At 72.9% G+C, this 24,600-nt stretch carries 21 protein-coding genes and 1 other RNA gene; 17 read left to right on the plus strand and 5 right to left on the minus strand.

Features of this window, described 5'->3' with window-relative positions:
* The first annotated feature begins 63 nt into the window (after positions 1 to 63).
* The 8 genes from efeU (at position 64) to hpf (ending at position 9,389) form a co-directional block, all read left to right on the plus strand.
* Positions 64 to 957 carry an iron uptake transporter permease EfeU gene (gene efeU, locus TK50_RS07450; RefSeq protein ID WP_043962063.1) on the plus strand — a complete coding sequence of 298 codons (894 nt, stop codon included), beginning with the start codon at positions 64 to 66 and terminating at the stop codon, positions 955 to 957.
* A gap of 21 nt (positions 958 to 978) precedes the next feature.
* Entirely contained in the window at positions 979 to 2,112 is a 1,134-nt protein-coding gene (gene efeO / locus TK50_RS07455) for an iron uptake system protein EfeO (RefSeq protein WP_043962064.1), read from the plus strand.
* A 46-nt stretch (positions 2,113 to 2,158) separates the two neighbouring features.
* Entirely contained in the window at positions 2,159 to 3,439 is a 1,281-nt protein-coding gene (gene efeB, locus TK50_RS07460; protein WP_043962065.1) for an iron uptake transporter deferrochelatase/peroxidase subunit, read from the plus strand.
* A gap of 95 nt (positions 3,440 to 3,534) precedes the next feature.
* The gene (mtrA, locus tag TK50_RS07465; RefSeq protein ID WP_043962066.1) at positions 3,535 to 4,224 is read left to right on the plus strand and encodes an MtrAB system response regulator MtrA; all 690 of its coding nucleotides are present in this window, start codon (positions 3,535 to 3,537) and stop codon (positions 4,222 to 4,224) included.
* A 13-nt stretch (positions 4,225 to 4,237) separates the two neighbouring features.
* A complete protein-coding gene (gene mtrB / locus TK50_RS07470) occupies positions 4,238 to 5,992 on the plus strand; it encodes an MtrAB system histidine kinase MtrB (protein ID WP_077936377.1) in 1,755 nt (584 codons plus the stop codon).
* Positions 5,989 to 7,803 carry an LpqB family beta-propeller domain-containing protein gene (locus tag TK50_RS07475; RefSeq protein ID WP_043962067.1) on the plus strand — a complete coding sequence of 605 codons (1,815 nt, stop codon included), beginning with the start codon at positions 5,989 to 5,991 and terminating at the stop codon, positions 7,801 to 7,803. The genes mtrB and TK50_RS07475 overlap by 4 nt, the downstream gene beginning before the upstream one ends.
* The gene (locus TK50_RS07480; protein WP_043962068.1) at positions 7,803 to 8,507 is read left to right on the plus strand and encodes a ComF family protein; all 705 of its coding nucleotides are present in this window, start codon (positions 7,803 to 7,805) and stop codon (positions 8,505 to 8,507) included. The genes TK50_RS07475 and TK50_RS07480 overlap by 1 nt, the downstream gene beginning before the upstream one ends.
* Before the next feature lie 252 nt (positions 8,508 to 8,759).
* Positions 8,760 to 9,389, plus strand: a complete 630-nt coding sequence (gene hpf, locus TK50_RS07485; protein ID WP_043962069.1) for a ribosome hibernation-promoting factor, HPF/YfiA family — start codon at positions 8,760 to 8,762, stop codon at positions 9,387 to 9,389.
* A gap of 51 nt (positions 9,390 to 9,440) precedes the next feature.
* On the opposite strand, the gene TK50_RS07490 is transcribed toward hpf, so the two are convergent.
* Both TK50_RS07490 and TK50_RS07495 read right to left on the minus strand, forming a co-directional pair.
* Positions 9,441 to 10,565 carry a GNAT family N-acetyltransferase gene (locus TK50_RS07490; RefSeq protein WP_043962070.1) on the minus strand — a complete coding sequence of 375 codons (1,125 nt, stop codon included), beginning with the start codon at positions 10,563 to 10,565 and terminating at the stop codon, positions 9,441 to 9,443.
* Entirely contained in the window at positions 10,562 to 11,764 is a 1,203-nt protein-coding gene (locus TK50_RS07495; RefSeq protein WP_199485976.1) for a GNAT family N-acetyltransferase, read from the minus strand. Before TK50_RS07495 ends, TK50_RS07490 begins: the two co-directional genes overlap by 4 nt.
* A gap of 162 nt (positions 11,765 to 11,926) precedes the next feature.
* Here TK50_RS07495 and secA point away from each other — a divergent pair, with 162 nt between their 5' ends.
* Positions 11,927 to 14,845 (plus strand): preprotein translocase subunit SecA, encoded by a 2,919-nt coding sequence (gene secA / locus TK50_RS07500; RefSeq protein WP_043962072.1) that lies wholly within the window; start codon positions 11,927 to 11,929, stop codon positions 14,843 to 14,845.
* Between the two features lie 178 nt (positions 14,846 to 15,023).
* Here the strand turns inward: secA and TK50_RS07505 are convergent, their stop codons facing one another.
* The gene (locus TK50_RS07505; protein WP_043962073.1) at positions 15,024 to 15,626 is read right to left on the minus strand and encodes an Rv3235 family protein; all 603 of its coding nucleotides are present in this window, start codon (positions 15,624 to 15,626) and stop codon (positions 15,024 to 15,026) included.
* A 99-nt stretch (positions 15,627 to 15,725) separates the two neighbouring features.
* Positions 15,726 to 15,953: a helix-turn-helix domain-containing protein gene (locus TK50_RS07510; protein ID WP_007074927.1), complete on the minus strand. Its 228-nt coding sequence runs from the start codon at positions 15,951 to 15,953 to the stop codon at positions 15,726 to 15,728.
* Between the two features lie 203 nt (positions 15,954 to 16,156).
* Here TK50_RS07510 and TK50_RS07515 point away from each other — a divergent pair, with 203 nt between their 5' ends.
* Positions 16,157 to 16,666, plus strand: a complete 510-nt coding sequence (locus tag TK50_RS07515) for a DUF6912 family protein (RefSeq protein WP_043962074.1) — start codon at positions 16,157 to 16,159, stop codon at positions 16,664 to 16,666.
* Between the two features lie 51 nt (positions 16,667 to 16,717).
* Here the strand turns inward: TK50_RS07515 and TK50_RS07520 are convergent, their stop codons facing one another.
* The gene (locus tag TK50_RS07520) at positions 16,718 to 17,776 is read right to left on the minus strand and encodes a hypothetical protein (protein WP_043962075.1); all 1,059 of its coding nucleotides are present in this window, start codon (positions 17,774 to 17,776) and stop codon (positions 16,718 to 16,720) included.
* 316 nt (positions 17,777 to 18,092) lie between these two features.
* On the opposite strand from TK50_RS07520, the gene pruA reads away from it, so the two are divergent.
* The 7 genes from pruA to ssrA all read left to right on the plus strand — a co-directional run bounded on the left by pruA (position 18,093) and on the right by ssrA (position 24,543).
* Complete coding sequence (gene pruA / locus TK50_RS07525) at positions 18,093 to 19,721, plus strand: L-glutamate gamma-semialdehyde dehydrogenase (RefSeq protein ID WP_043962076.1); 1,629 nt, start codon at positions 18,093 to 18,095, stop codon at positions 19,719 to 19,721.
* 186 nt (positions 19,722 to 19,907) lie between these two features.
* On the plus strand, positions 19,908 to 20,423 hold the full coding sequence (locus TK50_RS07530; RefSeq protein WP_043964044.1) for a PadR family transcriptional regulator: 516 nt from the start codon (positions 19,908 to 19,910) through the stop codon (positions 20,421 to 20,423).
* 146 nt (positions 20,424 to 20,569) lie between these two features.
* Complete coding sequence (gene prfB, locus TK50_RS07535) at positions 20,570 to 21,691, plus strand: peptide chain release factor 2 (RefSeq protein WP_043962077.1); 1,122 nt, start codon at positions 20,570 to 20,572, stop codon at positions 21,689 to 21,691.
* A gap of 118 nt (positions 21,692 to 21,809) precedes the next feature.
* The gene (gene ftsE / locus TK50_RS07540; protein WP_043962078.1) at positions 21,810 to 22,490 is read left to right on the plus strand and encodes a cell division ATP-binding protein FtsE; all 681 of its coding nucleotides are present in this window, start codon (positions 21,810 to 21,812) and stop codon (positions 22,488 to 22,490) included.
* Positions 22,491 to 22,557: 67 nt separating this feature from the next.
* Positions 22,558 to 23,433, plus strand: a complete 876-nt coding sequence (ftsX, locus tag TK50_RS07545; RefSeq protein ID WP_043962079.1) for a permease-like cell division protein FtsX — start codon at positions 22,558 to 22,560, stop codon at positions 23,431 to 23,433.
* 148 nt (positions 23,434 to 23,581) lie between these two features.
* Positions 23,582 to 24,061: an SsrA-binding protein SmpB gene (gene smpB / locus TK50_RS07550; protein ID WP_043962080.1), complete on the plus strand. Its 480-nt coding sequence runs from the start codon at positions 23,582 to 23,584 to the stop codon at positions 24,059 to 24,061.
* Positions 24,062 to 24,166: 105 nt separating this feature from the next.
* Positions 24,167 to 24,543, plus strand: a transfer-messenger RNA (tmRNA) gene (gene ssrA / locus TK50_RS32500).
* The last annotated feature ends 57 nt before the right edge of the window (positions 24,544 to 24,600 follow it).

The following is a 24,600-nucleotide window of genomic DNA, read 5'->3' on the forward strand; positions in this document are numbered from 1 at the left end:
GACGGGAGGAAGGTATGGCTGCCCTAAGTTAACCGAGGCAACCTGATCGATCACGGAGCACCGATGTTCGCCACCTACCTGATCGGCCTGCGCGAGGGCCTGGAAGCGACCCTCGTGGTCAGCATCCTGGTCGCCTTCCTCGTGAAGTCGCAGCGCCGGGACCGGCTGCCGCAGGTGTGGGGCGGCGTCGGGCTCGCGGTGGCGCTGTCGGTGCTCTTCGGCTGGCTGATCGAATACACCTCGACCTCGCTGCTGGCCCGCTCGGAGGACCGGGAGCTGTTCGAGGCGGTCACCTCGGTGGCGGCCGTCGTCTTCGTCACCTGGATGATCTTCTGGATGCGCCGGGCGGCCCGCACGATCGCCGGCGAGCTGCGCGGCCGGCTCACCGAGGCGCTCGCGGTCGGCTCCCTCGCGGTCGCCGGGATGGCCTTCCTCGCGGTGATCCGCGAGGGGCTGGAGACCGCGCTCATCTTCTACTCCGCCGCCCAGGGCGCGGCCGGCGACAGCGGCCCGCTGCTGGCCCTGCTCGCCGGCATTGCCAGCGCCGTGGCGATCGGCGTGGGCCTCTACTTCAGCGCCCTGCGGATCAACCTGTCGACGTTCTTCACCTGGACCGGCGCGCTGCTGATCCTGGTCGCCGCCGGCATCCTCAAGTACGGCGTGCACGACTTCCAGGAGGCCGGCGTCCTGCCGGGCCTCAACGACCTGGCCTTCGACATCAGCGCGACGCTCGACCCGAGCACCTGGTACGCCGCCCTGCTCGCCGGGATGTTCAACGTCACCCCCGCCCCGAGCGTGCTGGAGACGGTCGCCTGGGTCGCGTACGCGGTGCCGGTGCTGGTGCTCTTCCTGCGCCGCCCCGCCCCTCCCGCCGGCGCGAGCGCGCCCACCCCGTCGGCGGGTTCCGCCGGCGTCACCGAGCCCACCGGAACGGCGCCCGCGTCGCCGCGCGCCTGACCATCCCGAGGAGAAACCCCGATGCGTACCACCCGCTTCCTGGTGCTCGCCGCCGCCGGCGCGCTCGCCACCACCGGCCTCGCCGCCTGCGGCGGGCAGGAGAAGGACGCCGGCACGGCCGACGGCGGCCCGATCGCCGTCAAGGCGAGCGACACCGCCTGCGAGGTCGGCCGGACCGAGCTGGCCGCCGGCCAGACCGTCTTCGAGGTGACGAACTCCGGCGCGAAGGTGACCGAGTTCTACGTCTACGCCGCCGGGGACCGGGTGATGGGCGAGGTCGAGAACATCGCCCCCGGGCTCAAGCGCGAGCTGCGCGTGGAGCTGCCCGCCGGGACGTACGAGACGGCCTGCAAGCCCGGGATGAGCGGCAAGGGGATCCGGGGGGCGCTGAAGGTCAGCGGCACGGCCGCGACCGTCGCCCCCGACGCCGCGCTGGCCGAGGCCACCGCGAGCTACCAGCGGTACGTGAACAGCCAGACCGCCGCGCTGCTGACGAAGACCGAGGAGTTCGTCGCCGCCGTCAAGGCCGGCGACGTGGCGAAGGCCAAGGCGCTGTACCCGGTGGCCCGCACCTACTGGGAGCGGATCGAGCCGGTCGCGGAGAGCTTCGGCGACCTCGACCCGAAGATCGACGGCCGCGAGGAGGTCGTCGAGGAGGGCATGGAGTTCACCGGCTTCCACCGGATCGAGAAGGACCTGTGGACCACCGGCGACATCAGCGCCGACGGCCCGATCGCCGACCGGCTGCTCACCGACGTCAAGGCGATCGTCGCCAAGGCCAACGCCGAGAAGCTCACCCCGCTCCAGCTCGCCAACGGCGCGAAGGCGCTGCTCGACGAGGTCGCCAGCGGCAAGATCACCGGCGAGGAGGAGCGGTACTCGCACACCGACCTGTGGGACTTCAACGCCAACCTGGAGGGCTCGAAGGCCGCCATCGCGGCGCTGCGCCCGGCCCTGGAGCAGCGCGCCCCCGAGCTGGTCACCCAGCTCGACGCCGAGTTCGCCAACGTGGAGACGGCGCTCGGCAAGCACCGCGACGGCGACGGCTGGAAGCTGCACACCGCGCTGAGCAAGGCCGAGCTGAAGGAGTTGTCCGACAGCATCAACGCGCTGGCCGAGCCGATCAGCAAGGTCGCCGCGGTCGTCGCCCGGTGACGTACGTCCCCGGCGCACGCGCCGACGAGCAGGGAGGGGTGCAGCGATGAGCGCGAGCAGGCTGTCCCGGCGGCGGGCGATCACGCTCGCCGGCGCGGGGGTCGCCGGGGTGGCGGGCGTCGCCGCCGGGGCCGGCGCTCTGGTCCGGGGCGGGGCGGAGCACGCCTCGGCGAATCAGGGCGCGGCGGCCGGTGCGGTGCCCTTCCACGGCGAGCACCAGGCCGGCATCACCACCCCGGCCCAGGACCGGCTGCACTTCGTCGCCTTCGACGTGGTCACCAAGGACCGGGCCCGCCTGGTCGAGCTGCTCGGCGAGTGGACGGCCGCCGCCGCCCGGATGACCGCCGGGAAGGACGCCGGGGTGATCGGCGCGGTCGGCGGCGTGCCGGAGGCCCCGCCGGACGACACCGGCGAGGCGCTCGGGCTGCCCCCGTCCCAGCTCACCCTCACCGTCGGCTTCGGGCCGACGCTGTTCCGCGACGCCCAGGGGCGGGACCGGTTCGGCCTCGCCGACCGCCGGCCCGCCGCGCTGGTCGACCTGCCGCACTTCGCCGGGGACGCGCTGCGGCCGGAGATCTCCGGCGGCGACCTCTGCGTGCAGGCCTGCGCCAACGACCCCCAGGTGGCGGTGCACGCCATCCGCAACCTGGCCCGCATCGGCATGGGCGTGGTCAGCGTCCGCTGGTCGCAGCTCGGGTTCGGGCGCACCTCGTCGACCTCGACGGGGCAGGCGACCCCGCGCAACCTGTTCGGCTTCAAGGACGGCACGGCCAACCTCAAGGCCGAGGACGGCGGGCTGCTGCGCGAGCACCTGTGGGTGCAGCCCGGCGACGGCCCGGACTGGATGACGGGCGGGTCGTACCTGGTCACCCGGAAGATCCGGATGCTCGTCGAGACCTGGGACCGCAGCTCGCTGGTCGAGCAAGAGCAGATCGTCGGCCGGGCCAAGGGCAGCGGCGCGCCGCTGGGCAGGGGCGACGAGTTCGACGAGCCCGACTTCGCCGCGAAGGGCGACGACGGCCAGCCGATGATCGCCGCGACGTCGCACGTGCGGCTGGCCCACCCCGACGCCAACGACGGGGCGCGGCTGCTGCGGCGGGGCTACAACTTCGTGGACGGCTCCGACGGGCTGGGCCGGCTCGACGCCGGGCTGTTCTTCATCGCCTACCAGCGGGACCCGCGCAGGCAGTTCGTGCCCATCCAGACCCGGCTGGCCCGCAACGACGCGATGAACGAGTATCTGCGGCACGTCTCCAGCGGCATCTTCGCCTGCCCGCCCGGCGTACGCGACGGCGGCGACCACTGGGGGCGGGCCCTGTTCGGCTGACCGGCCACCCGCCAACGGCCCCTTGGCAGCCCGCCGGCGACTCCCGGGACGGTGCCGGTCCCACCGACCGGAACGGGGATGGAAGTATAGATCCCATGAGAGCCCGGGTACTGGTGGTCGACGACGACCCCGCGCTCGCCGAGATGCTCGGCATCGTCCTGCGCAGCGAGGGTTTCCTGCCCTCGTTCGTCGCCGACGGGGAACGGGCGCTGGCCGCGTTCCGGGAGAACCGGCCCGACATCGTCCTGCTCGACCTGATGCTGCCCGGCATGAGCGGCATCGACGTGGCGCGGGCGATCCGGGGCGAGTCGGGCGTGCCGATCGTGATGCTGACGGCCAAGAGCGACACGGTGGACGTGGTGCTCGGCCTGGAGTCCGGCGCGGACGACTACGTGGTCAAGCCGTTCAAGCCCAAGGAGCTGGTGGCCCGGATGCGGGCCCGGCTGCGCCGGGGCGAGGACGTGGCCCCCGAGCTGCTGACCATCGGTCCGCCCGGCAACCAGATCAGCATCGACGTGCCGGCGCACACGGTGAGCCGCAACGGCGAGGAGGTGAAGCTGACGCCGCTGGAGTTCGACCTGCTGGTCGCGCTCGCCCGCAAGCCGCGTCAGGTCTTCACCCGCGAGGTGCTGCTGGAGCAGGTCTGGGGCTATCGGCACGCCGCCGACACCCGGCTGGTCAACGTGCACGTGCAGCGGCTGCGGGCCAAGATCGAGCCGGATCCGGAGCGGCCGGAAATCATCCTGACGGTGCGGGGCGTGGGCTACAAGGCGGGCACGGGATAGCCTTGGTCGCACTGTGACCACCTCCCCGCCTCCCGGTCCCGCACCCACCGTCACCCGCCGGCCACCCGCCGCGCGGGAGCTGTGGCGCGCGCTGTCCGGGCGGGTGGCGCGGCTGCTGGCGGGCGCGCACCAGACGTGGCGCCGCTCGCTCCAGCTCCGGGTGGTGACCATCACACTGGTCACGTCCAGCCTGCTCGTGGGCGGTTTCGCCTACCTCATCGCCGACAAGATCACCAACATCCTGCTGGAGAACGCCGAGACCGACGTCCGGCTGCGGCTCAGCAGCGGCAGCGACTACGCGGCCAAGCAGTTCAGCCTGTTCAGCCAGGCGCAGGAGGCCCAGCTCCAGGACACCATCGACGGCACGGTCAACTACCTGGCCGGCGGCGACCCGCAGCAGACCAGCGGGGTGGTGGTGGCGATCACCGCCGACAACTACACCGGGATCATCGAGCCGCGCTTCTCGCCCGACGTCGACGTCCGCCCGCTGATCAGCCGGGAGCTGCGGGCCACCGTCGCCGACGGCAACATCGCCAGCCAGATCCGCACCGGCCGGCTCACCGGCGACACCACGAAATACCTGGTGTACGGCTCCCCGGTGCCGACCCGGTTCGGCCAGGTGGAGCTCTACTACCTCGTCCCGCTGACCCGGCAGGACGCCACGGCGACCGACGCCCGGGCCACCGTGGTGGCCACCGGGGCGGCCCTGGTGCTGCTGCTCGGCCTGCTCGCCGCCCTGGTGACCCGGCTGGTGGTGACGCCCGTGCGGGTGGCCGCCCGCACCGCCCAGCGGCTCTCCGCCGGCCTGCTCGACCAGCGGATGGTGGTCAACGGCGAGGACGACCTGGCGCTGCTGGCCGCCTCGTTCAACCAGATGGCGACCAACCTGCAACGGCAGATCCTCCGGCTGGAGGAGATGTCCCGGTTGCAGCGCCGGTTCACCTCCGACGTCTCGCACGAGCTGCGCACCCCGCTGACCACCGTCCGGATGGCCGCCGACCTGATCTTCGCCGAGCGGGAGGAGTTCGAGCCGGCCGTGGCCCGCAGCGCCGAGCTGCTCCAAGCCGAGCTGGACCGCTTCGAGGAGCTGCTCACCGACCTGTTGGAGATCAGCCGGTTCGACGCCGGGTTCGCCATGCTGGACGCCGAGCCGACCGACCTGGTCCCGGTCGTGCACCGGGTCGCCGACCGGCTGGCCGGGCTGGCCGAGCGGGTCGGTGTCACCATCGACCTCGACCTGCCGGACGCCCCGGTGATCGCCGAGGTGGACCCGCGCCGCGTCGAGCGGGTGCTGCGCAACCTGGTCGGCAACGCCGTCGAGCACGGCGAGGGCAAGCCCGTCCGGATCACCCTCGGCCAGGACCGGGCGGCCGTCGCGGTCACCGTCCGCGACCACGGGGTCGGTCTCAAACCGGGCGAGGAGAAGCTGGTCTTCAACCGGTTCTGGCGGGCCGACCCGTCCCGGGCGCGGCAGACCGGCGGCACGGGCCTCGGCCTGTCCATCAGCCTGGAGGACGCCCGGCTGCACGGCGGCTGGCTGGAGGCGTGGGGCTCGCCCGGCCAGGGCGCCCAGTTCCGGCTCACCCTGCCGGCCCGGGCCGGCGACCGGCTGACCACGTCGCCGCTGCGGCTCGTGCCCGCCGACGCGACCCTGCCCTTCGGCGGCCCCCGGGCCGGCGGGCTGCTCGCCATCGGCCCGGGCCCCGGCGGCGCCCTGGCCATCGGCCCGGCGGCGGGGGCCGAGGACCGGGCCGAGGTGGGTTCGTGACCCGCCGCCGGCTCGCCGGGCTGCTCGCCGGGGTGCTCCTGCTCACCGGGGCGGCCGGCTGCGGCATCCCCGAGCGGTCCGAGGTCCGGGTCGACGGGCAGGTCACCGCCGCGAAGTCCGGCTCGTCGAGCTTCCGCCGGGACGAGCCGCCGAACCGCCTCGCCAGCGGCACCGACCGCGCGGCCTTCGTCACCAACTTCCTCTCCGCCGCGGCCGGGGAGGCCGACCGCGCCTACTACCGGGTCAAGCAGTTCGTCGCCCCCGAGGGGCGCAGCCGGATCCAGGAGAAGCAGCCCAGCGAGGTGGCCCTCACCGTGGTGCGGCTGCGCGAGACACCGGTGATCACCGACAGCACCGACGGCACCCGGGTCACGCTGCGGGTGCAGCAGATCGGCCTGCTGCGCGCCGACGGCACCCTCATGCCGCCGGTGGCCACCGAGACGGAATACCGCTTCGAGCTGCGCGCCGCCGCCCAGGAGGACAAGCCGGACACCGGCTGGTACGTCGCCGACCCGCCGCCGAACGTGCTGCTGCTCAGCGACCAGGCGCTGCGCCAGTACTACCAGACCCACATCGTCTACTTCTGGAACACCGGCCGCACCCAACTGGTGCCCGACCAGCGCTACCTGCCGCTGGCCGTGCCCGACGAGCGGCGGGTCACCGAGGTGGTCAAGTGGCTGACCGCCGGGCCGTCGGAGTGGCTGGGGCCGGGCACGAGCCGGCTGCCCGACGGCACCCGACTGATCAACAACGCGACCGGGGCCGACGGGCGGTGGGAGGTCAACCTCGACATGCCCGTGGACGCGGACGACCGGCGGGTGGAGGAGTTCGTCGACCAGCTCGCCTGGTCGCTGCCGGAGCTGGACGGCCAGCTCGAACTGCGGATCCACAACCAGACCCGGGTGACCGTGCCCGACCTCGGCCAGCGTCGGCGGGACCGGCCGGCGTACCCGCTCGGCGGCAACCCGCAGCGGTTCTGCGTCTACGACGGCGCGGTGCACCCGCTCGACTTCGGCGGCGGCGAGCCACTCGGCGCCGCACCGGTCACCGAGGCCGTCAACAAGGGCGTCGTCGCCGCCGGGTTCAGCCGCTCCCATGACGAGATCCGCGCCGCGCTGGTGACCGCCGGGGCGGACAAGCGGCAGCGGCTGGTGGTCGGCGTCGGCGCGGCGCCGGTGTCGATCGTCCAGCGCGGCACCCGCACGTTCACCGCGATGGGCCAGCCGGTGTGGCTGCGCTCGCCCGCCCCCGACCGGCCGCAGGGCCTGGTGGTGGCCGACGGCGCGCTCTACCGTTTCGACTCCGGCGCCCAGTTGCGGGCCGTCCCGCTGACCGCCGAGGGCAAGGTGACGGCGGTGGCGACATCGCTGGACGGGCACCGGATCGCCGTCGTCGTCGGCGGGGCGCTGTACGTCGCGGCGGTCAACCTCAACGGCGGCGTGGTCTCCGTGGGCCCGGCCCGCCGGCTGGCCACCTCGCTGACCGACCTCTCCGCCGTCGACTGGGCGGGGGAGAACACCCTGCACCTGGCGGGCTCGGCCGGCCGTCCGGCGATCTACGACATCAGCGTGGACGGGGCCCTGGAGACGCCGCTGCGCCGCGACGTCGGCGCCCGGGTCACCCACCTGTCGTCGTACCCGCTGAACGCGGTGGCGCCGTTCCCCAACGGCAACCTGATGTACGAGGCGAACGGGGTGGCCTACCGCAACAGCCCGTTCGACACGATCAAGCGGGACGAGGTGCGGGACGTGACCCCGCCGCCGGCCGGGGCGCAGGCCGGCAACCCGACGGCCCCGTTCTTCCTCTACTGATGCGCCTCTGGGCGGACCTGACCGACCTGGTGCTGCCCGTGGAGTGCGCCGGTTGCCGCCAGCACCGGGCGGCCCGGCACGGGTTCTGCCCCGGCTGCGTGGCCGCCCTGGCGGCGCTGCGCCCCCGACCGGTACGCCCCACCCCCGCCCCGCCGGGGCTGCCCCCGTGCGTGGCCCTGGGCCCGTACGGCGGGGCGCTGCGGGAGGCGCTGCTGGCGTACAAGGAACGGGGCCGGCACGGGCTGGCCCGGCCGCTGGGTGGGCTGCTCGCCGAGGTGGTGGCCGGCGCGGTCGGCGCGGCGCGGCCGGTGCTGCTGGTCCCGGTGCCGGACACCGCGGCGGCGGCCCGCGCCCGCTACGGCGACCACCTCGGCCGGCTGGCCCGGCACGCGGCGGTCCGGCTCACCGGGGCCGGCTGGCCCGCCCGGGTGGTCCGGCCGCTGCGGGCGCTGCCCCGGCCGGACTCGGCGACCCTGGACAGCGCGGGCCGGGCCCGGGCGGCGGAGTCGGCGTTCCGGGCCCGGCCGGGCGTGGCCGCGCCTCCGGCCCGCGCCGGCTCGCCGCCGCCGGTGGTCGTCCTGCTCGACGACATCGTCACGACCGGCGTCACGCTGGCCGCCGCCGCGCGGGTGCTCACCGCGACCGGACTGTCACCATCGGTCGCCGCCGTTCTCGCGGCCACGGAGAAACGCCGGCTTCCGTGACCCAACGTAATTCTGATTCACCCGACCGTGTGTCAGCTGTGAAAATTCTGAGGCTTTGCGCGTTGGGGGGTGACTGCCGGGCGAACAGGGGTTAGCGTTTTCGTGTCGGGGGTAGGAAGGCATTCCCACCCGCCCCCGGCGGTGAGAGGAGGCGTAGCCGCACTGACCCGGTCGACGCCGAGCGTGGGGTCTCCCAGAAGGCGAGCCGACCGGGATTTCCGGATCGAAGACCGTCCGAACAAGGGAGGTCACGTGGACATCGTGGTCAAGGGCCGCAACGTCGAGGTCCCGGATCATTACCGGGTGCACGTAGCCGAGAAGCTCGCAAAGATCGAACGTTACGATCACAAGCTTATTCGCGTCGATGTCGAGTTGTTCCACGAGCGCAATCCGCGCCAGTCCGACCATTGCCAGCGGGTCGAGATAACGTGCGTTTCCCGTGGTCCGGTGATTCGGGCCGAGGCCTGCACCGACGATTTCTACAGCGCGCTCGACGCCGCGATCGCCAAGCTGGACAACCGGCTGCGCCGCGCGGCGGACCGCCGCCGGGTCCACCGGGGGCGGCACGCGCCGATCTCCGTGGCGGCGGCCACGGCCGACCTGCCGGTCGCCGGCCTCGGGGCGCCCGTCGCGGCCCTCGACGGCGCCGGCACGGCCACGGCCGTCGCCGAGCGGTTCGAGGAGGAACCCGACGACCAGCCGTGGCACATCGCCCGGGCGAAGGTCCACCCCGCCGAGCCGATGACGGTCGACGACGCGCTGTTCCAGATGGAACTGGTCGGGCACGACTTCTACCTGTTCCACGACAAGGAGTCCGGCCGCCCCAGCGTCGTCTACCGGCGACACGCCTACGACTACGGCATCATCTCCCTCGACACCTGACCCGACGGCCGCCCTGCCGACCCCTGCACGGGGTCGGCGGGGCGGCTCCGGTCAGCCGGGCGGATCCGTGGCGAGCCGGGCGTATTGGACCGAGTCGACGCGGGTGCCGTCGGGGCCGGGCAGCCGGCCGCGCAGGAGGCCCTCCCGGGTGAAGCCGGCCCGCTCCAGGACCCGCTGCGAGGCCGCGTTCTCCGGGCGGGTGCCCGCCCAGACCCGGGCCAGCCCCACCCCGTCGAACGCCCACCCCGTGACCAGGCGCACCGCCCGGGTGGCCAGCCCCCGCCCCCGCCCCGCGGGCAGCAGGCTGAAGCCGACCATCGCCTGCCCGGTCGCCTGCTCGTCGTGGTAGAGCATGCACCCGCCGGCCAGCTCGCCGGTGTGCGCGTCCACGATGGCCAGGTCGGCCGCCTCCCCGGCCAGCCAGCGGGTGCCGGCCAGCCGGCAGCGCCGCTCGACCTCGGCGGGCGTCGGGGCGCGCGGCGGCACCCGGTTCGCGACGACCTCGGGCAGGCTGTGCAGCGCGAACAGCGCCTCCGCGTCGTCGGGCCCGACCGGGCGCACGGTCACCACGCCGTCGGTGAGCCGGCCGCCGGGCAGGTCGGGCAGGAGCCGGGGCACCGGGCCGGGCGGGTCGTCGACAAGGCGTACCCAGCAGACCAGATCCTGCCGGCCGCCGCCGCGCGCCAGGTTCGCCGCCCGGCGTACCCCCTCGTGCCGGAACCCGGCGGCGAGCGCGACCCGCTGGCTGGCCGTGTTCTCCGGGTGGGTGAGCAGCTCCATGCGGGCCGTGCCGTGCGCGAAGGCCGCCGCCGCGAGCGCCCGGGTCGCGGCCGTGGCCACGCCGCGACCCCGCGCCCACGGCGCGACCCAGTAACCCAGCTCCGCCTGCCCCCGCACCGGCACCAGGTTGCCCAGGCCCGCGCCGCCGAGCAGCCGGTCGGTGGCCGGGTCCGCGATCGCGTACGAGGCCCCGCCGGCAGCCCGGGCCGCCGGGGCGCCCTCGGTCACCCACCACCGGGCGTCGGCCTCCGTGTACGGGCTGGGCATGCCGGAGATGAACCGCTGGGTGAGCGGGTCGGCGCAGGCCGCCGCGACGTCCGGCACGTCCTCGACGCGGTACGGCCGCAGCCGCACCCCGTCGCCCTCGATGGTGTCGGGCAGGCGGGGCGCGCTCATGCCCCGCTCCCGGTCGGCCTGGGCGTGGTCGCGGCCAGGTCCCCGGGCAGCAGCGACGCGACCCAGGCGTCGGCCCGGGTGCCGGCGCGGGTGGGCAGGAAGCCCCGGGCGGTGCCCTCCATGGTGAACCCCGCCTTCTCGGCGACCCGGCGGGAGGCGGTGTTGCCGACGAGCGCGCGCCACTCGACGCGGGCCAGGCCGAGGGTGGTGAAGCCCCAGGCGGCCAGGGCGGCGGTGGCGGCCGGCATGTACCCCCGGCCCCGGGCGTGCGGCGCGGTCATGAAGCCGACCATGCCCTGCACCGGGTCGGCGGCGGCGATCCGCAGGTCGACCGAGGCGACGTACCGGTCTTCGTCGTCGGCGACGGTGAAGTACGCGCCGGTGCCGCGCGCCCAGGCCGCGTCGGCGACGTCGCGCCTGAACCCTTCGGCGTCCGCCCGCTCGTACGGGGCCGGCACTGTGGTCCACTCGACCGTGTGCGGGTCCCGGCAGGTCTCGGTGATCGCGTCGAGGTCGCCCTCCTCGATCGGCCGCAGCCGCAGCTCCCGCCCGGCGACGGTGGCGAACAGGGTGGGCTGCGCCCGGCCGAAGACGCCGGCCCGGCGGGCGTCGAGGGAGTCCGGCCCGGCGGGGCCCGCGCTGCCCGGTGCGGGCAGGTCCTCGGGGAACAGGGAGCCGACCCAGCCCTCCGGCCGCCCGCCCGGCGACGGGTCGGCCAGCCGCAGTTCGCCGGAGACCCGGAAGCCGGCGCGCAGCGCGGCCAGCCGGGAGGCGTGGTTGCCGATCTCGGCCTGCCAGATCAGCCGGCGCAGCCCCAGCGCGTCGAACGCCCAGCGGGCGAGGGCCCGGGTGGCCCGGGTGGCGACGCCCAGGCCCCGGGCCCACGGCGCGACCCAGTAGCCGACCTCGCCGGTGTCCGTCGTCCGGTCCACCGAGACCAGCCCGCACGAGGCGAGCAGCTCGCCGGTGGCGGCGTCGCAGACGGCGAACGGCGCGCGGGTCCCGGCCCGCCAGTCCCCGGCGCTGATCTCGCCGACGAAGGCGCGGGCGTGTTCCGGCAGGTACGGTCGCGGTACGGTGGTCCAGCGCTGGATGTCCGGATCCTGGCAGGCCCGGTGCACGGCGTCCGCATCGGCCGCCCGCCAGGGTCTCAGCAGCAGGCCGTCCTCGGTGAGCTCCACGGGTTCCACCCGAGCCATCGTGCCGGATCTTTCGCGCTGGGCGTAACCGGATATCCCGCCGCCCGGCCGGCGGTCGGAGTGTTATGTCGGTTTCTCGCCGATCAGACCGCCGCCACCAGTGACCATCGGGCCGACGAAGCGCCTACGATGGGTCGAGACTGTCTAGGGGAGCGTTGATCCGTGTCGATTCTGGAAAAGGTCCTACGCGCGGGCGAGGGCCGCATGGTGCGCCGGCTGAAGGCCATCGCCGCCGCCGTCAACTCGATCGAGGACGACTACGTCAACCTCACCGACGACGAGCTGCGGGGTCTCACGGACCAGTACCGGGAGCGGCTCGCCGACGGTGAGACCCTCGACGACCTGCTGCCGGAGGCGTTCGCCACGGTGCGCGAGGCGGCCGCCCGGGTGCTCGGCCAGCGGCCGTACGACGTGCAGGTGATGGGCGGCGCGGCGCTGCACTTCGGCAACATCGCCGAGATGAAGACCGGCGAGGGCAAGACCCTGACCTCGGTCATGGCGGTCTACCTCAACGCGCTGTCCGGCAAGGGCGTGCACGTGGTCACGGTCAACGACTACCTGGCCCAGCGCGACGCCGCCTGGATGGGCCGGGTGCACGAGTTCCTGGGCCTGACCGTCGGCGTGGTGCTGCCCAACCGGCCGGCGAGCGAGCACCGCGCGGCGTACGAGTGCGACATCACCTACGGCACCAACAACGAGTTCGGCTTCGACTACCTGCGCGACAACATGGCCTGGTCGAAGGACGAGCTGGTCCAGCGCGGCCACAACTTCGCCGTGGTTGACGAGGTCGACTCGATCCTGATCGACGAGGCCCGCACGCCGCTGATCATCTCCGGCCCGGCCGAGCACTCCGCCCGTTGGTACGGCGAGTTCGCCGGCGTGGTGGCCCGCCTCCAGCCCGGCAAGGACGGCGAGGGCGACTACGAGGTCGACTACGCCAAGCGCACCATCGCGGTGACCGAGCGCGGCGTGGCCAAGGTGGAGGACCGCCTCGGCATCGACAACCTCTACGAGTCGGTGAACACCCCCCTCGTGGGTTACCTCAACAACGCGATCAAGGCCAAGGAGCTCTACAAGCGCGACAAGGACTACATCGTCAGCGACGGCGAGGTCCTGATCGTCGACGAGTTCACCGGCCGCATCCTGCACGGCCGCCGCTACAACGAGGGCATGCACCAGGCGATCGAGGCCAAGGAGGGGGTGGAGATCAAGCAGGAGAACCAGACCCTGGCCACGATCACCCTCCAGAACTACTTCCGCCTCTACGAGAAGCTCTCCGGCATGACCGGCACGGCGCAGACCGAGGCGGGCGAGTTCAACAAGGTCTACAAGGTCGGCGTGGTGACCATCCCGACCCACCGGCCGATGGTCCGGCAGGACCGGGCCGACGTCATCTACAAGACGGAGAAGGCCAAGTTCAACGCCGTCGTGGAGGACATCGCCGAGCGGCACCAGGCCGGCCAGCCGGTGCTGGTGGGCACCGTCTCGGTGGAGAACTCGGAGATCATCTCGCAGCTGCTGCGCCGCCGGGGCATCCCGCACTCCGTGCTGAACGCCAAGTTCCACGCCCGCGAGGCCGAGATCGTCGCCCAGGCCGGGCGCAAGGGCGCGGTCACGGTGGCCACCAACATGGCCGGCCGGGGCACCGACATCCTGCTCGGCGGCAACGCCGAGTTCCTCGCCGCCAACGAGCTGCGCCAGCGCGGCCTCGACCCGGCGGAGAACGAGGAGGAGTATGCCAAGGCGATGGAGGAGGTCCTGCCCAAGTGGAAGCAGGCCTGCGACGCCGAGGCGGAGGAGGTCGCCGCCGCCGGCGGGCTCTACGTGCTGGGCACGGAGCGGCACGAGTCCCGGCGCATCGACAACCAGCTGCGTGGCCGGGCCGGCCGGCAGGGTGACCCGGGCGAGTCCCGCTTCTACCTGTCCCTGCAGGACGAGCTGATGAAGCGGTTCCGGGCCGGCGCGGTCGAGGCGGTGATGGACCGCTTCAACATCCCGGAGGACGTGCCCATCGAGTCGAAGATGGTCACCCGCCAGATCAAGAGCGCGCAGGCCCAGATCGAGGGCCAGAACGCCGAGATCCGCAAGAACGTCCTCAAGTACGACGAGGTGCTCAACAAGCAGCGCCAGGTCATCTACGCCGAGCGCCTGCGGGTGCTCAACGGCGAGGACCTCTCCGACCAGGTGCGCAACATGATCGACGACGTCGTCGGCGCGTACGTCGTGGGGGCCACCAGCGACGGGTACGCCGAGGACTGGGACCTGGAGCAGCTCTGGGCCAGCCTCAAGCAGCTCTACCCGGTGGGCGTGACCCTGGACGAGCTGGAGGAGGAGCTCGGCTCCCGGGCCGGCATGGACCAGGACTTCCTGCTCGCCCGCCTCAAGGACGACGCGCACGCCGCGTACGACCGGCGCGAGGAGCAGCTCGGCACCGACGGCACCCGTGAGCTGGAGCGGATGGTGCTGCTCCAGGTCATCGACCGCAAGTGGCGCGAGCACCTCTACGAGATGGACTACCTCCAGGAGGGCATCAGCCTGCGGGCGTACGCCCAGCGCGACCCGGTGGTGGAATACCAGCGCGAGGGCTTCGACATGTTCGCCACCATGATGGACGGCATCAAGGAGGAGACGGTCGGCTTCCTCTACAACCTGGAGGTGCAGGTCCAGGAGGCCGAGCCCGAGGCCGAGGAGGTGCAGCTGCTGGAGAAGCCGGTGGAGATCAAGGCCAAGGGCCTGGGCCGCGCTCCCCAGCAGCAGGGTCTGCAATACTCCGCGCCGACCATCGACGGCGAGGCGGGTGCCGGCGCGGTCGCCGTGGAGCGGCCGGAGGAGCAGGCCCCGCCGGTGCGTAAGCCCCGCGCGGAGCGCCCGGCCCGGCCGGTCCCGCCGCCGGCCCCGGAGCCCCAGCGCGCCCCGGCAGCGTTCGGTGGCAGCGGGCAGGCGACGGCGGCCAGCTCGACCCGCCGCACGGCCTCTGGGCAGGCGGACTCGTCCGGCAACACGTCCCGCAACGCGCCCTGCCCGTGCGGCTCCGGCCGTAAGTACAAGCGCTGCCACGGCGCGGCCAACGGCGGCAACTGACCCACCGCGACACCGACGGGCCCCGGCGAGAACGCCGGGGCCCGTCCGCGTCGGCGGGCTCCGCCGCCCAGCGTGATCGCCTGCTGGTTGTGAGACGACACGCCGGACGAGTTCGCCAGGAACCGCAGACGATCATGGGGCTTCACCCCGGCGGGGAGCGAAAGCACCGGCGCTGACTTCAGAGGACCTGGAGGGCGGTGCACAGCCAGCGCCCCCGGCGGTGCTCCAGGCGCAGCGCCATCGCCCAGGTGCGGCCGGTGGCGGCGGTCAGGACGGCGGCGGCCTCCACGGCCGCCGGGCGGGGTTCGCAGACCCGCAGCCGGCGCAGCCGCACGGTGGGTCGGGTCGAGCGGCGGCGCACCGGGCCGGTGTGTGCGGCTGCCGTGGCCAGTTCCTGCGCCACGTCGGCCGCCCGGCCAGGCTCGGTCAGCGGGCGGATCTGCCCGGGCGGCCGGTAGCCGTTGACGATCTCCAGGCAGGTGGCGACGAACCGCTGGGCGGCCCGGGTGGCCTCCGGGGTGGCGGTCACCAGCGCGGACGGCGGCGGGGCGGTCGGGGTGGCCCGGCCGGGGCCGCCGGGGGTGGGGCGCGGGTCGTACGGCCGGCCGGTGGGCCGGCGCGGGGCGAGCCGGTGCGCCTCGAACAGGTCGAGGGCCAGCTGGGCGGCGACCGGGCGGGGGAAGCCCTCGGCCGGCTCCTCCAGGAAGGGCGGGTCGAGCGGCGGCGCGGGGCGCACCCGCACCGGGGGACGGACGGGACCGGGCCGGCGGGACTCGATCATCGCAACCCCCGATGTTTGCGTTTGCCTTCGTTTGCCTTCGACAGCATCGATTCTCGGCCACGCAGCGGCCCCGGTCAATGGCGCGGGGTGCGGGGGAGGCTACTCCGGGTCGCGGTCGGTCAGCGGGTTGCCCCGGACCCACTCGGCGGTCTCGGCGTACTTTCGCTGGATGTACTCCTCCAGCCGGGCCCGCTCGACGCGCCACTGCCCCCGGCCACCGATCTTGATCGCGGGCAGCTCGCCGCTGCGCACCATGTGGTAGACCTGCGAGTCCGACACGTTGAGCTCGGCGGCCACGTCGGAGAGCAGCAGGAACCTCGGCTCCACGGAATCTCCCGGGGTTGGGATCGTTTGCTTCAGTTTGCCACCCACTGCCGACAACGCCGCCCCGCGCCGGCCGACGCGCCACCCGGACGGCCCGCGCGGCAGCTTCCCGCCGGCCGGGTGCGCGGTGTATGACGGTCACGGCGTACGGCATGATCGGCGCCCGGGCCCACGCACGTCGGCCCGGAGGCGGAGGGAGACCACCGGTGAACGACGAGCTTGTCCGGGTGTACGTGCCGGCGATCGTGCCCATGCTCGCCCGCCTGCCCGAGCAGGGGCTGCCCGAGACGGACGCCCACGCCGTCACCCCGGCCCTGCGCGAGTGGTACGCCGAGGGCGACGAGGAGGAGCTGGAGTACGTCGCCTTCACCCGCGCCGCCCAGGACGCCCTGCTCCTGCTGCGCGACGACCCGGCCGCGCCCCGCCGCCGGGTGGTGATCTCGGTCGACGTGCCGGCGGCGGCGCTGCGCCGCACCGACGACGTGCTCGGCTCCAGCGCCGTCCGGCTGGTGCGCCCGGTGCCGGTGTCGGCCGTCGCCGCCCTGCACGTGGACGGCGACGACGCGGTCGCCGACGTGTCGGCCGCCGCCACCGTGGCCGCCGAGGCCCTGGCCGGCGACCCGGACGCCCAGTTCACCGTCGACGGCGCGGAGGACCACGAGCTGGAGTGGTACGACGTCACCGAGCTGGAGCAACTCCTCCGCGCCGCTTCCTGACCCGCGTCGCGCCCGACCGCCCCGGCGGTCCGCTGCCGCCCGGCGCACCCCTCAGCGGTCGGCGCTCGCCTCCACGGCCTCCGCCTCGTCGTCCTCCCCGGCGGCCTCGTCGTCGGGCGTCGGGCCGAGGGTGCGGCCGAAGGCGATCAGCGCGGTGAGCGCGCCGACGAAGAGCACCCAGATGCCGTTGTCGATCCGGGAGGTGCCCAGCGAGGTCTGCGCGACGGAGTCCGCCTCGCTCAGCGCGCCGGCCAGGTCGAGCAGGGACCGCCCGCCGATCCGGATGACGACCTCGGCGAGCAGCAGGAGCAGGCCGGGACCGGCCCCGGCCAGCAGGTAGCCGGGCCAGCGGACGTCGCCCGCCGCCGGGTCGCGCCGCCGGGCGCGGCGCCGGGCCCAGGTCAGGTACGCGAAGGCGAGCAGCCCCGCCAGCAGGCCGGCGAGCAGCGACTCCGTCCGCGACACCCACTTGGCGGCGGTGACCAGGGACTCCTGGGTGTCGCCCGCCCCGAACAGGTCGAACAGGGGATCCCGGGCCCGGCTGAACGCCACCACGAACACCAGCGCCCCGAGCGCGGCGGCGACCACCGCCCCGGCCACCCGGGCGTTGCCGGCGCCGGCCACCGCGCCGCCGATGGTCGCCGCCGCCGCGGCGGTGCCCGCGATGACGTTGGTGGTCGCGTTGTCGAAGTAGGTCAGGTTGATCACCACGGCGGCGGCGAGCCCGACGAGCAGGCCGGCGCCCGTGGCGACGACGAACCGCAGGGTGGCCCGGTCCACGCCGCGCCGGGCCAGCAGGTTCGTCACCGCCAGGGCGACCGCCGCGCCGGCCACCAGCGCGGCCGAGATCACCCCGGGCAGCGCGAACGCGGAGAGGCTGATCGCGGTGACGCCCGCCTGGGCGGAGGTGATCGCCGCCCGGGTCGACCAGAGCATCGCCGCCAGCCAGCCGACCGCCAGCAGCGCGAGCACGGCCGCCCCGGGGGCGCGGGCGATCGGGCCCCCGGTGGCCTGGAGAGGCTCGGCCGCCGGCTCCCGCTCGGCGGCCGGGTCGGTCTCCACCGGCTGGTCCGGCTCCTCGGCCGTGGAGCTGCCGGGCTGGTTGCTCATCGTCTCCCCTTCGACGGGCGCCCGGGCCCGCGCCGGCGCTGCCGGGACGCGGCGGGCTGGTCACCGGCCATCCAGGGTACGCGCCGGGCCCGCCGCCGGGCCGGGGCCATGCTGGCGCAGAGGGCTGGCGGCTGACGCTCCCGGGGCCGGGCGGGGCGGCGGGCCGCCGGGGCGGGGGACGGGCCGGCCCGTGGAAGAATCGGCGCAGGTCCCGCCGCCGCGACCGGTACACCGCGCGGTGCCCGGCGTCCGGTCACCCGGCCGGCCGCCCGCGGGTCCGGTTTCGCCACCGCTGTCGAGATCGCCAGGAGCGCTGATGGACGCCGTGTTCTCCGTACCCGAGCCGCACAACGAGCCGGTCCGCACCTACGAGCCGGGCGGCGTCGACCGGGAACGGCTCCAGCGGAGGCTGGCCGAGCTGGCCGCCGAGCGGATCGACCTGCCGATGACCATCGCCGGCGAGCAGCGGATGGCCGGCGGCGACCCGATCGACGTCGTCCAGCCGCACCGGCACGCGCACGTGCTCGGCGTCACCGGCCACGCCACCCACGACGACGCCCGCGCCGCCGTCGCCGCCGCGAAGGCCGCCGCCCCGATGTGGCGGGCGCTGCCGTTCGCCGAGCGCGCGGCGATTTTCCTGCGGGCCGCCGAGCTGCTCGCCGGCCCCTGGCGGGACACCCTCAACGCGGCCACGATGCTCGGCCAGTCGAAGACCGCCGTCCAGGCCGAGATCGACTCGGCGTGCGAGCTGATCGACTTCCTCCGGTTCAACGTGTTCTTCGCCCGGGGCCTGCTGGAGGAGCAGCCGCTGTCCTCGCCGGGGGTGTGGAACCGGTTCGACCACCGTCCCCTGGAGGGCTTCGTCTACGCGGTCACCCCGTTCAACTTCACCGCCATCGCCGGCAACCTGCCCTCCGCGCCGGCCCTGCTCGGCAACACGGTGGTCTGGAAGCCGGGCCCGACCCAGCAGTTCGCCGCGCACTTCACCATGCGGCTGTTCGAGGCGGCCGGCCTGCCGCCCGGCGTGATCAACATGGTCACCGGGCGGGGCGAGGAGGTCTCCGACGTGGTGCTCGCCGACCCGGACCTGGCCGGCATCCACTTCACCGGCTCCACGAAGGTCTTCCAGCACCTGTGGCGCACCGTCGGCGAGAACATCCACCGCTACCGGGGCTACCCCCGCCTGGTCGGCGAGACCGGCGGCAAGGACTTCGTGGTGGCGCACGCCAGCGCCGACGTCGACGCGCTGCACACCGCGCTGATCCGGGGCGCGTACGAGTACCAGGGCCAGAAGTGCTCGGCCGCGTCGCGAGCGTACGTGCCCCGGTCGCTGTGGGAGGGCGGGCTGCGGGACCGGCTGGCCGCCACCGCCGACTCGCTGACCTACGGCGACGTCACCGACTTCACCAACTTCGGCGGGGCGGTGATCGACGCGAGGGCGTTCGACCGGCACACCGCCGCGCTGGAGCTGATCTCCGGCGACCCCTCCTGCACCGTGCTGGCCGGCGGCACCGCCGACGACTCGGTCGGGTGGTTCGTCCGGCCCACCCTGTTCGAGTGCTCCGACGCCGCGCACGAGACGTTCACCACCGAATACTTCGGGCCGATCCTCGGCGTGCACGTCTTCGACGACGCCCGCTTCGACGACGTGGTGGCGCAGGCCGAGTCGATCGCCCCGTACGCGCTGACCGGGTCGATCTTCGCCACCGACCGCCGGGTGGTCGACGCGGTGGCCGAGAAGATGCGGTACGCGGCCGGCAACTTCTACATCAACGACAAGCCGACCGGCGCGGTGGTCGGGCAGCAGCCCTTCGGCGGCGCCCGCGCCAGCGGCACCAACGACAAGGCCGGCTCCTGGCACAACCTGGTGCGCTGGATGTCCCCCCGGACGATCAAGGAGACCTTCGTCCCCCCGACGGACCACACCTACCCCCACATGGGCTGAGCGTGAGGAAGGGCCCCCTGTCGACGCCTTCCGTCGTACGGGGGGCCTTCCCGACCGCCCCGGCGCGCGTCAGGTCACCGTCCCTTAACGGACTGTCGCCGGCCGACAGTGCACATTGGAAGCCGTCCGGGTGGCGAAAGTGGCAAATCCTGGACGCCGGGTCGGCAAAGTGGCAGCGTAATGGGCATGGCGGATTCCGGAGTGAACCCCACGGCGGCGGCCCTCCTCGGGCTGCTCCACGAGGGTCCCATGACAGGCGGTCAGCTGATGGCCGCCGCCGAGCGCAAGCTCGCCCCGTACTGGTCGATGACCCGCAGCCAGGTCTACCGGGAGCTACCGGTGCTGGCCGAGCGTGGTCTGGTGCGGCTGGGCAAGCCCGGCCCCCGCTCCAGCCAGCCGTACGCGATCACGGCGGCCGGGAAGCGGATGTTCTCCCGGTGGCTGGCCGAGGACCCGGGGCGGGACACCATCCGCAACCCGATCGCCCTGCGGATCGCCTTCGGCAGCCTGCACTCGGCCAACCAGCTGCGCAATCTGCAGGCCTCTGCCAACGAATATCACACCGAGGCCCTCGCCCGGGTGCGGGAACAGGTGAAGAACGCCAAGAAGGAGGGCGACAACTTCGACGCCAGCGCGCTGGAGTTCGCCGTCGCCTACCACAAGGCCGCCCTGTCCTGGCTGAAGACCGCCCCGGTCGGCTGACGGCGTCGACCGCGCGGCCCGCCACCCCGCCACCGGGCCGCGCGGTCGGTCTCCAGGCTGCTCCCCGCCCGCACCGGGGAGAGTTTTGGCTCGTGACCGCGGGGCTGGCAAGCCCACCCGGGGCCACCGCAGTACGCTTGTCAGTCGTGACCGCTGCCGATTACGCCGAACAGCTCAAGGAACTCGACGCCACCCTGCGCAACATCGAGGCCGTGCTCAACATCGACCGGCTGCACGAGGACAAGGCCAGGCTCGAGGAGCAGGCCTCCGCGCCGGACCTGTGGGACGACCAGGCCAAGGCACAGCAGGTGACCTCCCAGCTGTCCTACGTCAACGGCGAGATCAACAAGCTGGGCAGCCTGCGCTCCCGGCTCGACGACGCCCGGGTGCTGCTGGAGCTGGCCGAGGCCGAGGACGACCCCGGCGTGCTCGCCGAGGTGGAAACCGAGATCGGGGCGCTCACCAAGAGCATCCAGGACATGGAGGTCCGCACCCTGCTCTCCGGCGAGTACGACTCGCGGGAGGCGCTGGTGGCGATCCGGGCCGGCGCGGGCGGCGTGGACGCGGCCGACTTCGCGGAGATGCTGCTGCGGATGTACCTGCGCTGGGCCGAGCGGCACGGCTACCCGACCGAGGTCTACGAGACCTCGTACGCCGAGGAGGCGGGCCTGAAGTCCGCGACGTTCGCGGTCAAGGTCCCGTACGCCTACGGCACCCTCAGCGTGGAGTCGGGCACCCACCGCCTCGTGCGGATCAGTCCGTTCGACAACCAGGGCCGCCGGCAGACCAGCTTCGCCGGCGTGGAGGTCCTGCCGGTCACCGAGCAGACCGACCACATCGACATCCCCGAGAACGAGGTGCGGGTCGACGTCTACCGCTCCTCCGGCCCGGGCGGGCAGAGCGTCAACACCACCGACTCGGCCGTGCGGCTCACCCACATCCCGACCGGCATCGTGGTCACCTGCCAGAACGAGAAGTCCCAGCTGCAGAACAAGGCGTCCGCGCTGCGGGTGCTCCAGGCCCGGCTGCTGGAGCGCAAGCGGCAGGAGGAGCAGGCCAAGCTGGACGGCCTGAAGACCGACGCCGCCGGCTCGTGGGGCGACCAGATGCGGTCGTACGTGCTGCACCCGTATCAGATGGTGAAGGATCTCAGAACCGAGCAGGAGACGGGCAATCCGAGCGCGGTCTTCGACGGTGAGCTGGACAGCTTCATCGAGGCCGGCATCCGCTGGCGCAAGCAGCGTCAGCTCTCCAGCGACGCTGCGTGATCACCCGTGGGCGGAGCGCGTCGTCGATCTCCTGCTAACCGGGCGTTTTGACGACGCGCCCCGCATCACGGGGGCGCGGGGCTTGGCTCATCGATTACACCGCGTAGACTCACCACCCGTGATTCAGCTTGAGCAAGTGACGAAGACGTACCCGAAGGCGTCCCGGCCTTCGCTCGACAACGTGTCCGTCTCGATCGAGAAGGGCGAGTTCGTCTTCTTCATCGGCCCATCCGGCTCCGGCAAGTCCACCATCATCAAGCTGCTGCTGCACGAGGTGACCCCGAACAAGGGGCGCGTCATCGTGAACAGCAAGGACGTGACCTCGATGCGGTCGTGGAAGCGCCCCCACTTCCGGCGTTCCATCGGCTGTGTCTTCCAGGACTTCCGGCTGCTGCCGAACCGCACCGCGTACGAGAACGTGGCGTTCGCCCTTGAGGTGATCGGCAAGACCAAGGCGGTCGCCCGCCGGGTCGTGCCCGAGGTGCTGGAGCTGGTCGGGCTCGGTGGCAAGGAGCACCGCTACCCGCACGAGCTCTCCGGTGGTGAGCAGCAGCGGGTGGCCGTGGCGCGGGCGTTCGTGAACCGCCCGCTGATCCTGCTCGCGGACGAGCCGACCGGAAACCTCGACCCGGACACGTCCATCGAGATCATGCGCCTGCTGGACCGGATCAACCGCACCGGTACGACGGTCGTGATGGTCACGCACGACTCGAACATCGTGAACCAGATGCGCCGCCGGGTCGTCGAGATCGAGAGCGGCCGCATCGTGCGTGACCAGGCCCGCGGCGTCTACGGGTGAGCCGGCGCTCCACCCCTGTGCAGCCTGACGACGAACACCTCACGCCGGAGACCCGGAGGAATTCCCGATGCGCGTGAAATACGTCCTGTCCGAGGTACTGGTCGGACTGTGGCGCAACGTCACCATGACCATCGCGATGATCATCACGTTGGCCGTGTCGTTGACCATGCTCGGTGTCAGTGGCCTGGTGTACAGCAAGGTCGACGACATGAAGGACCTGTACTACAAGAACATCCAGGTCTCGATCTTCCTGAAGAGCGACGTCACCGACCAGCAGCGCACCGACCTGGAGACGAAGCTCAAGAGTGACTCCCTGGTGAAGGAGGTCCTCTACGTCAACAAGGACGAGGCGTACAAGCGCTTCCAGGAGATGTACCAGGACGCGCCGGACCTGGTCACCGCCGTGAAGCCGGACCAGCTGCCGGAGTCGTTCCGGCTCACGCTGGTCAACCCCGAGCAGTACAAGAGCATCTACGACCAGTACAAGGACACCGAGGGCGTCGACGAGATCGTCGACCAGAGCCGGTTGCTGGACAAGATCTTCGACCTCTTCACCGCCGGCCAGAACATCGCCCTGGCCGGGGCGATCGCGATGGCCATCGCCGCCCTGCTGCTGGTCGCCAACACCATCCAGGTGGCCGCGTACAGCAAGCGGCGCGAGGTGGCGGTCATGAAGCTGGTCGGCGCGTCCAACTGGTTCATCCAGGCGCCGTTCGTCCTGGAGGCCGTGGTCGCCGGTCTGATCGGCTCGTTCCTCGGCCTGGGCGCGTTGATCGCCTTGAAGTTCTTCCTGTTCGACGGCTCCCTGAGCGCGCTGCAGGGCCTGTTCTCCCCGGTGACCTGGAGCGACATCTTCCTGATGTTCCCGATCATGGCGGGCGTCGGCGCGCTGGTCAGCGCCGTCACCGGCTGGGTTACCCTCCGGTTCTACCTGCGCGTCTAGTCGCCTACCGGGTCTGCCGGCGACAGCCGAGGGCCCCCCGGCGCGGAATAATCCGCGCCGGGGGGCCCTTGTCGTTCGGGTAGCATGATCTCCGCTTCCGGCCCGCCGTCCGGGCCGGGGCGGGTATCGCACGAGGGGAGGGGCACCGATGCCACGGGAGAAGGGGCGCAAGGTCGTCGCCTCCAACAAGAAGGCGCGGCACGACTACGCCATCCTCGACACGTACGAGGCGGGCATGTCGCTGACCGGCACCGAGGTGAAGTCGCTGCGGGCGGGGCGGGCGTCGCTGGTCGACGCGTTCGCCCAGGAGCGCAACGGCGAGCTGTTCCTGCACGGCATGCACATCCCGGAGTACACGCAGGGCACCTGGACCAACCACGAGCCCCGGCGCACCCGGAAGCTGCTGCTCAAGCGGCTGGAGATCGACCGCCTGATCGGCAAGACCCGCGAGGGCGGCCTCACCATGGTCCCGTTGCAGGTCTACTTCTCCGACGGCTGGGCCAAGGTGGAGATCGCCCTGGCCAAGGGCAAGAAGTCGTACGACAAGCGCCAGGACCTGGCCAAGCGGGACGCGGAACGGGAGATCGCCCGGGCCGCGGGCCGGCGCGGCAAGGGCATGGGCGACTGACACGTCCCGTTTGTCCGTCTCGGCGCGCCGGGGCGGGGCTCGGGGATGAATCCCGTTGCGGCAGGCGTTAGTCTTGGTGGTGCCGCCACACCGGCGGCCCGTCGAGGGGGTGACTGGTTTCGACTTCGTACGTTGCGGCAGGGGAAGCGAGCCGAGGAAGCCGACGTCGTCTCGAGAATCGGTCGTCGGAAACCAATAAGCGCCAAGAACAATCGCGCTGACTTCGCTCTCGCCGCCTGAGGCGAGTAGCTAAGTCTGTCGGCCTGGGAGCGCCTTCGACCCAGTTAGCCGGCATCAGCTAGAAGGCTGGCCAACCGGACCCGGTCGCGGGGTCCGTGCGGCGAGATCAATCAGCGACTGGGCCCGTCACACCAACTTGCTCGCGTGAGCGGTGGGGCCGAGTAGAGGCATAGCGAGCTGCGCTCGGAGAAGCCCTGACAAACCGGCGAAGGACCCGGGTTCGATTCCCGGCACCTCCACCACCTGGCGATGCGCCCCGGCCACCCGGCCGGGGCGCATCGTCGTATCACGGGGAACCG

This window comes from Micromonospora haikouensis, from assembly GCF_000876225.1.
Classification (GTDB): domain Bacteria; phylum Actinomycetota; class Actinomycetes; order Mycobacteriales; family Micromonosporaceae; genus Micromonospora; species Micromonospora haikouensis.

Coding starts and splice junctions, on each gene's coding strand:
- efeU (WP_043962063.1), top strand. CDS start 64: ATGTTCGCCACCTACCTGATCGGCCTGCGCGAGGGCCTGGAAGCGACC.
- efeO (WP_043962064.1), top strand. CDS start 979: ATGCGTACCACCCGCTTCCTGGTGCTCGCCGCCGCCGGCGCGCTCGCC.
- efeB (WP_043962065.1), top strand. CDS start 2,159: ATGAGCGCGAGCAGGCTGTCCCGGCGGCGGGCGATCACGCTCGCCGGC.
- mtrA (WP_043962066.1), top strand. CDS start 3,535: ATGAGAGCCCGGGTACTGGTGGTCGACGACGACCCCGCGCTCGCCGAG.
- TK50_RS07480 (WP_043962068.1), top strand. CDS start 7,803: ATGCGCCTCTGGGCGGACCTGACCGACCTGGTGCTGCCCGTGGAGTGC.
- TK50_RS07490 (WP_043962070.1), bottom strand. CDS start 10,565: ATGAGCGCGCCCCGCCTGCCCGACACCATCGAGGGCGACGGGGTGCGG.
- TK50_RS07495 (WP_199485976.1), bottom strand. CDS start 11,764: ATGGCTCGGGTGGAACCCGTGGAGCTCACCGAGGACGGCCTGCTGCTG.
- TK50_RS07505 (WP_043962073.1), bottom strand. CDS start 15,626: ATGATCGAGTCCCGCCGGCCCGGTCCCGTCCGTCCCCCGGTGCGGGTG.
- TK50_RS07520 (WP_043962075.1), bottom strand. CDS start 17,776: ATGAGCAACCAGCCCGGCAGCTCCACGGCCGAGGAGCCGGACCAGCCG.
- pruA (WP_043962076.1), top strand. CDS start 18,093: ATGGACGCCGTGTTCTCCGTACCCGAGCCGCACAACGAGCCGGTCCGC.
- TK50_RS07530 (WP_043964044.1), top strand. CDS start 19,908: ATGGCGGATTCCGGAGTGAACCCCACGGCGGCGGCCCTCCTCGGGCTG.
- ftsX (WP_043962079.1), top strand. CDS start 22,558: ATGCGCGTGAAATACGTCCTGTCCGAGGTACTGGTCGGACTGTGGCGC.
- smpB (WP_043962080.1), top strand. CDS start 23,582: ATGCCACGGGAGAAGGGGCGCAAGGTCGTCGCCTCCAACAAGAAGGCG.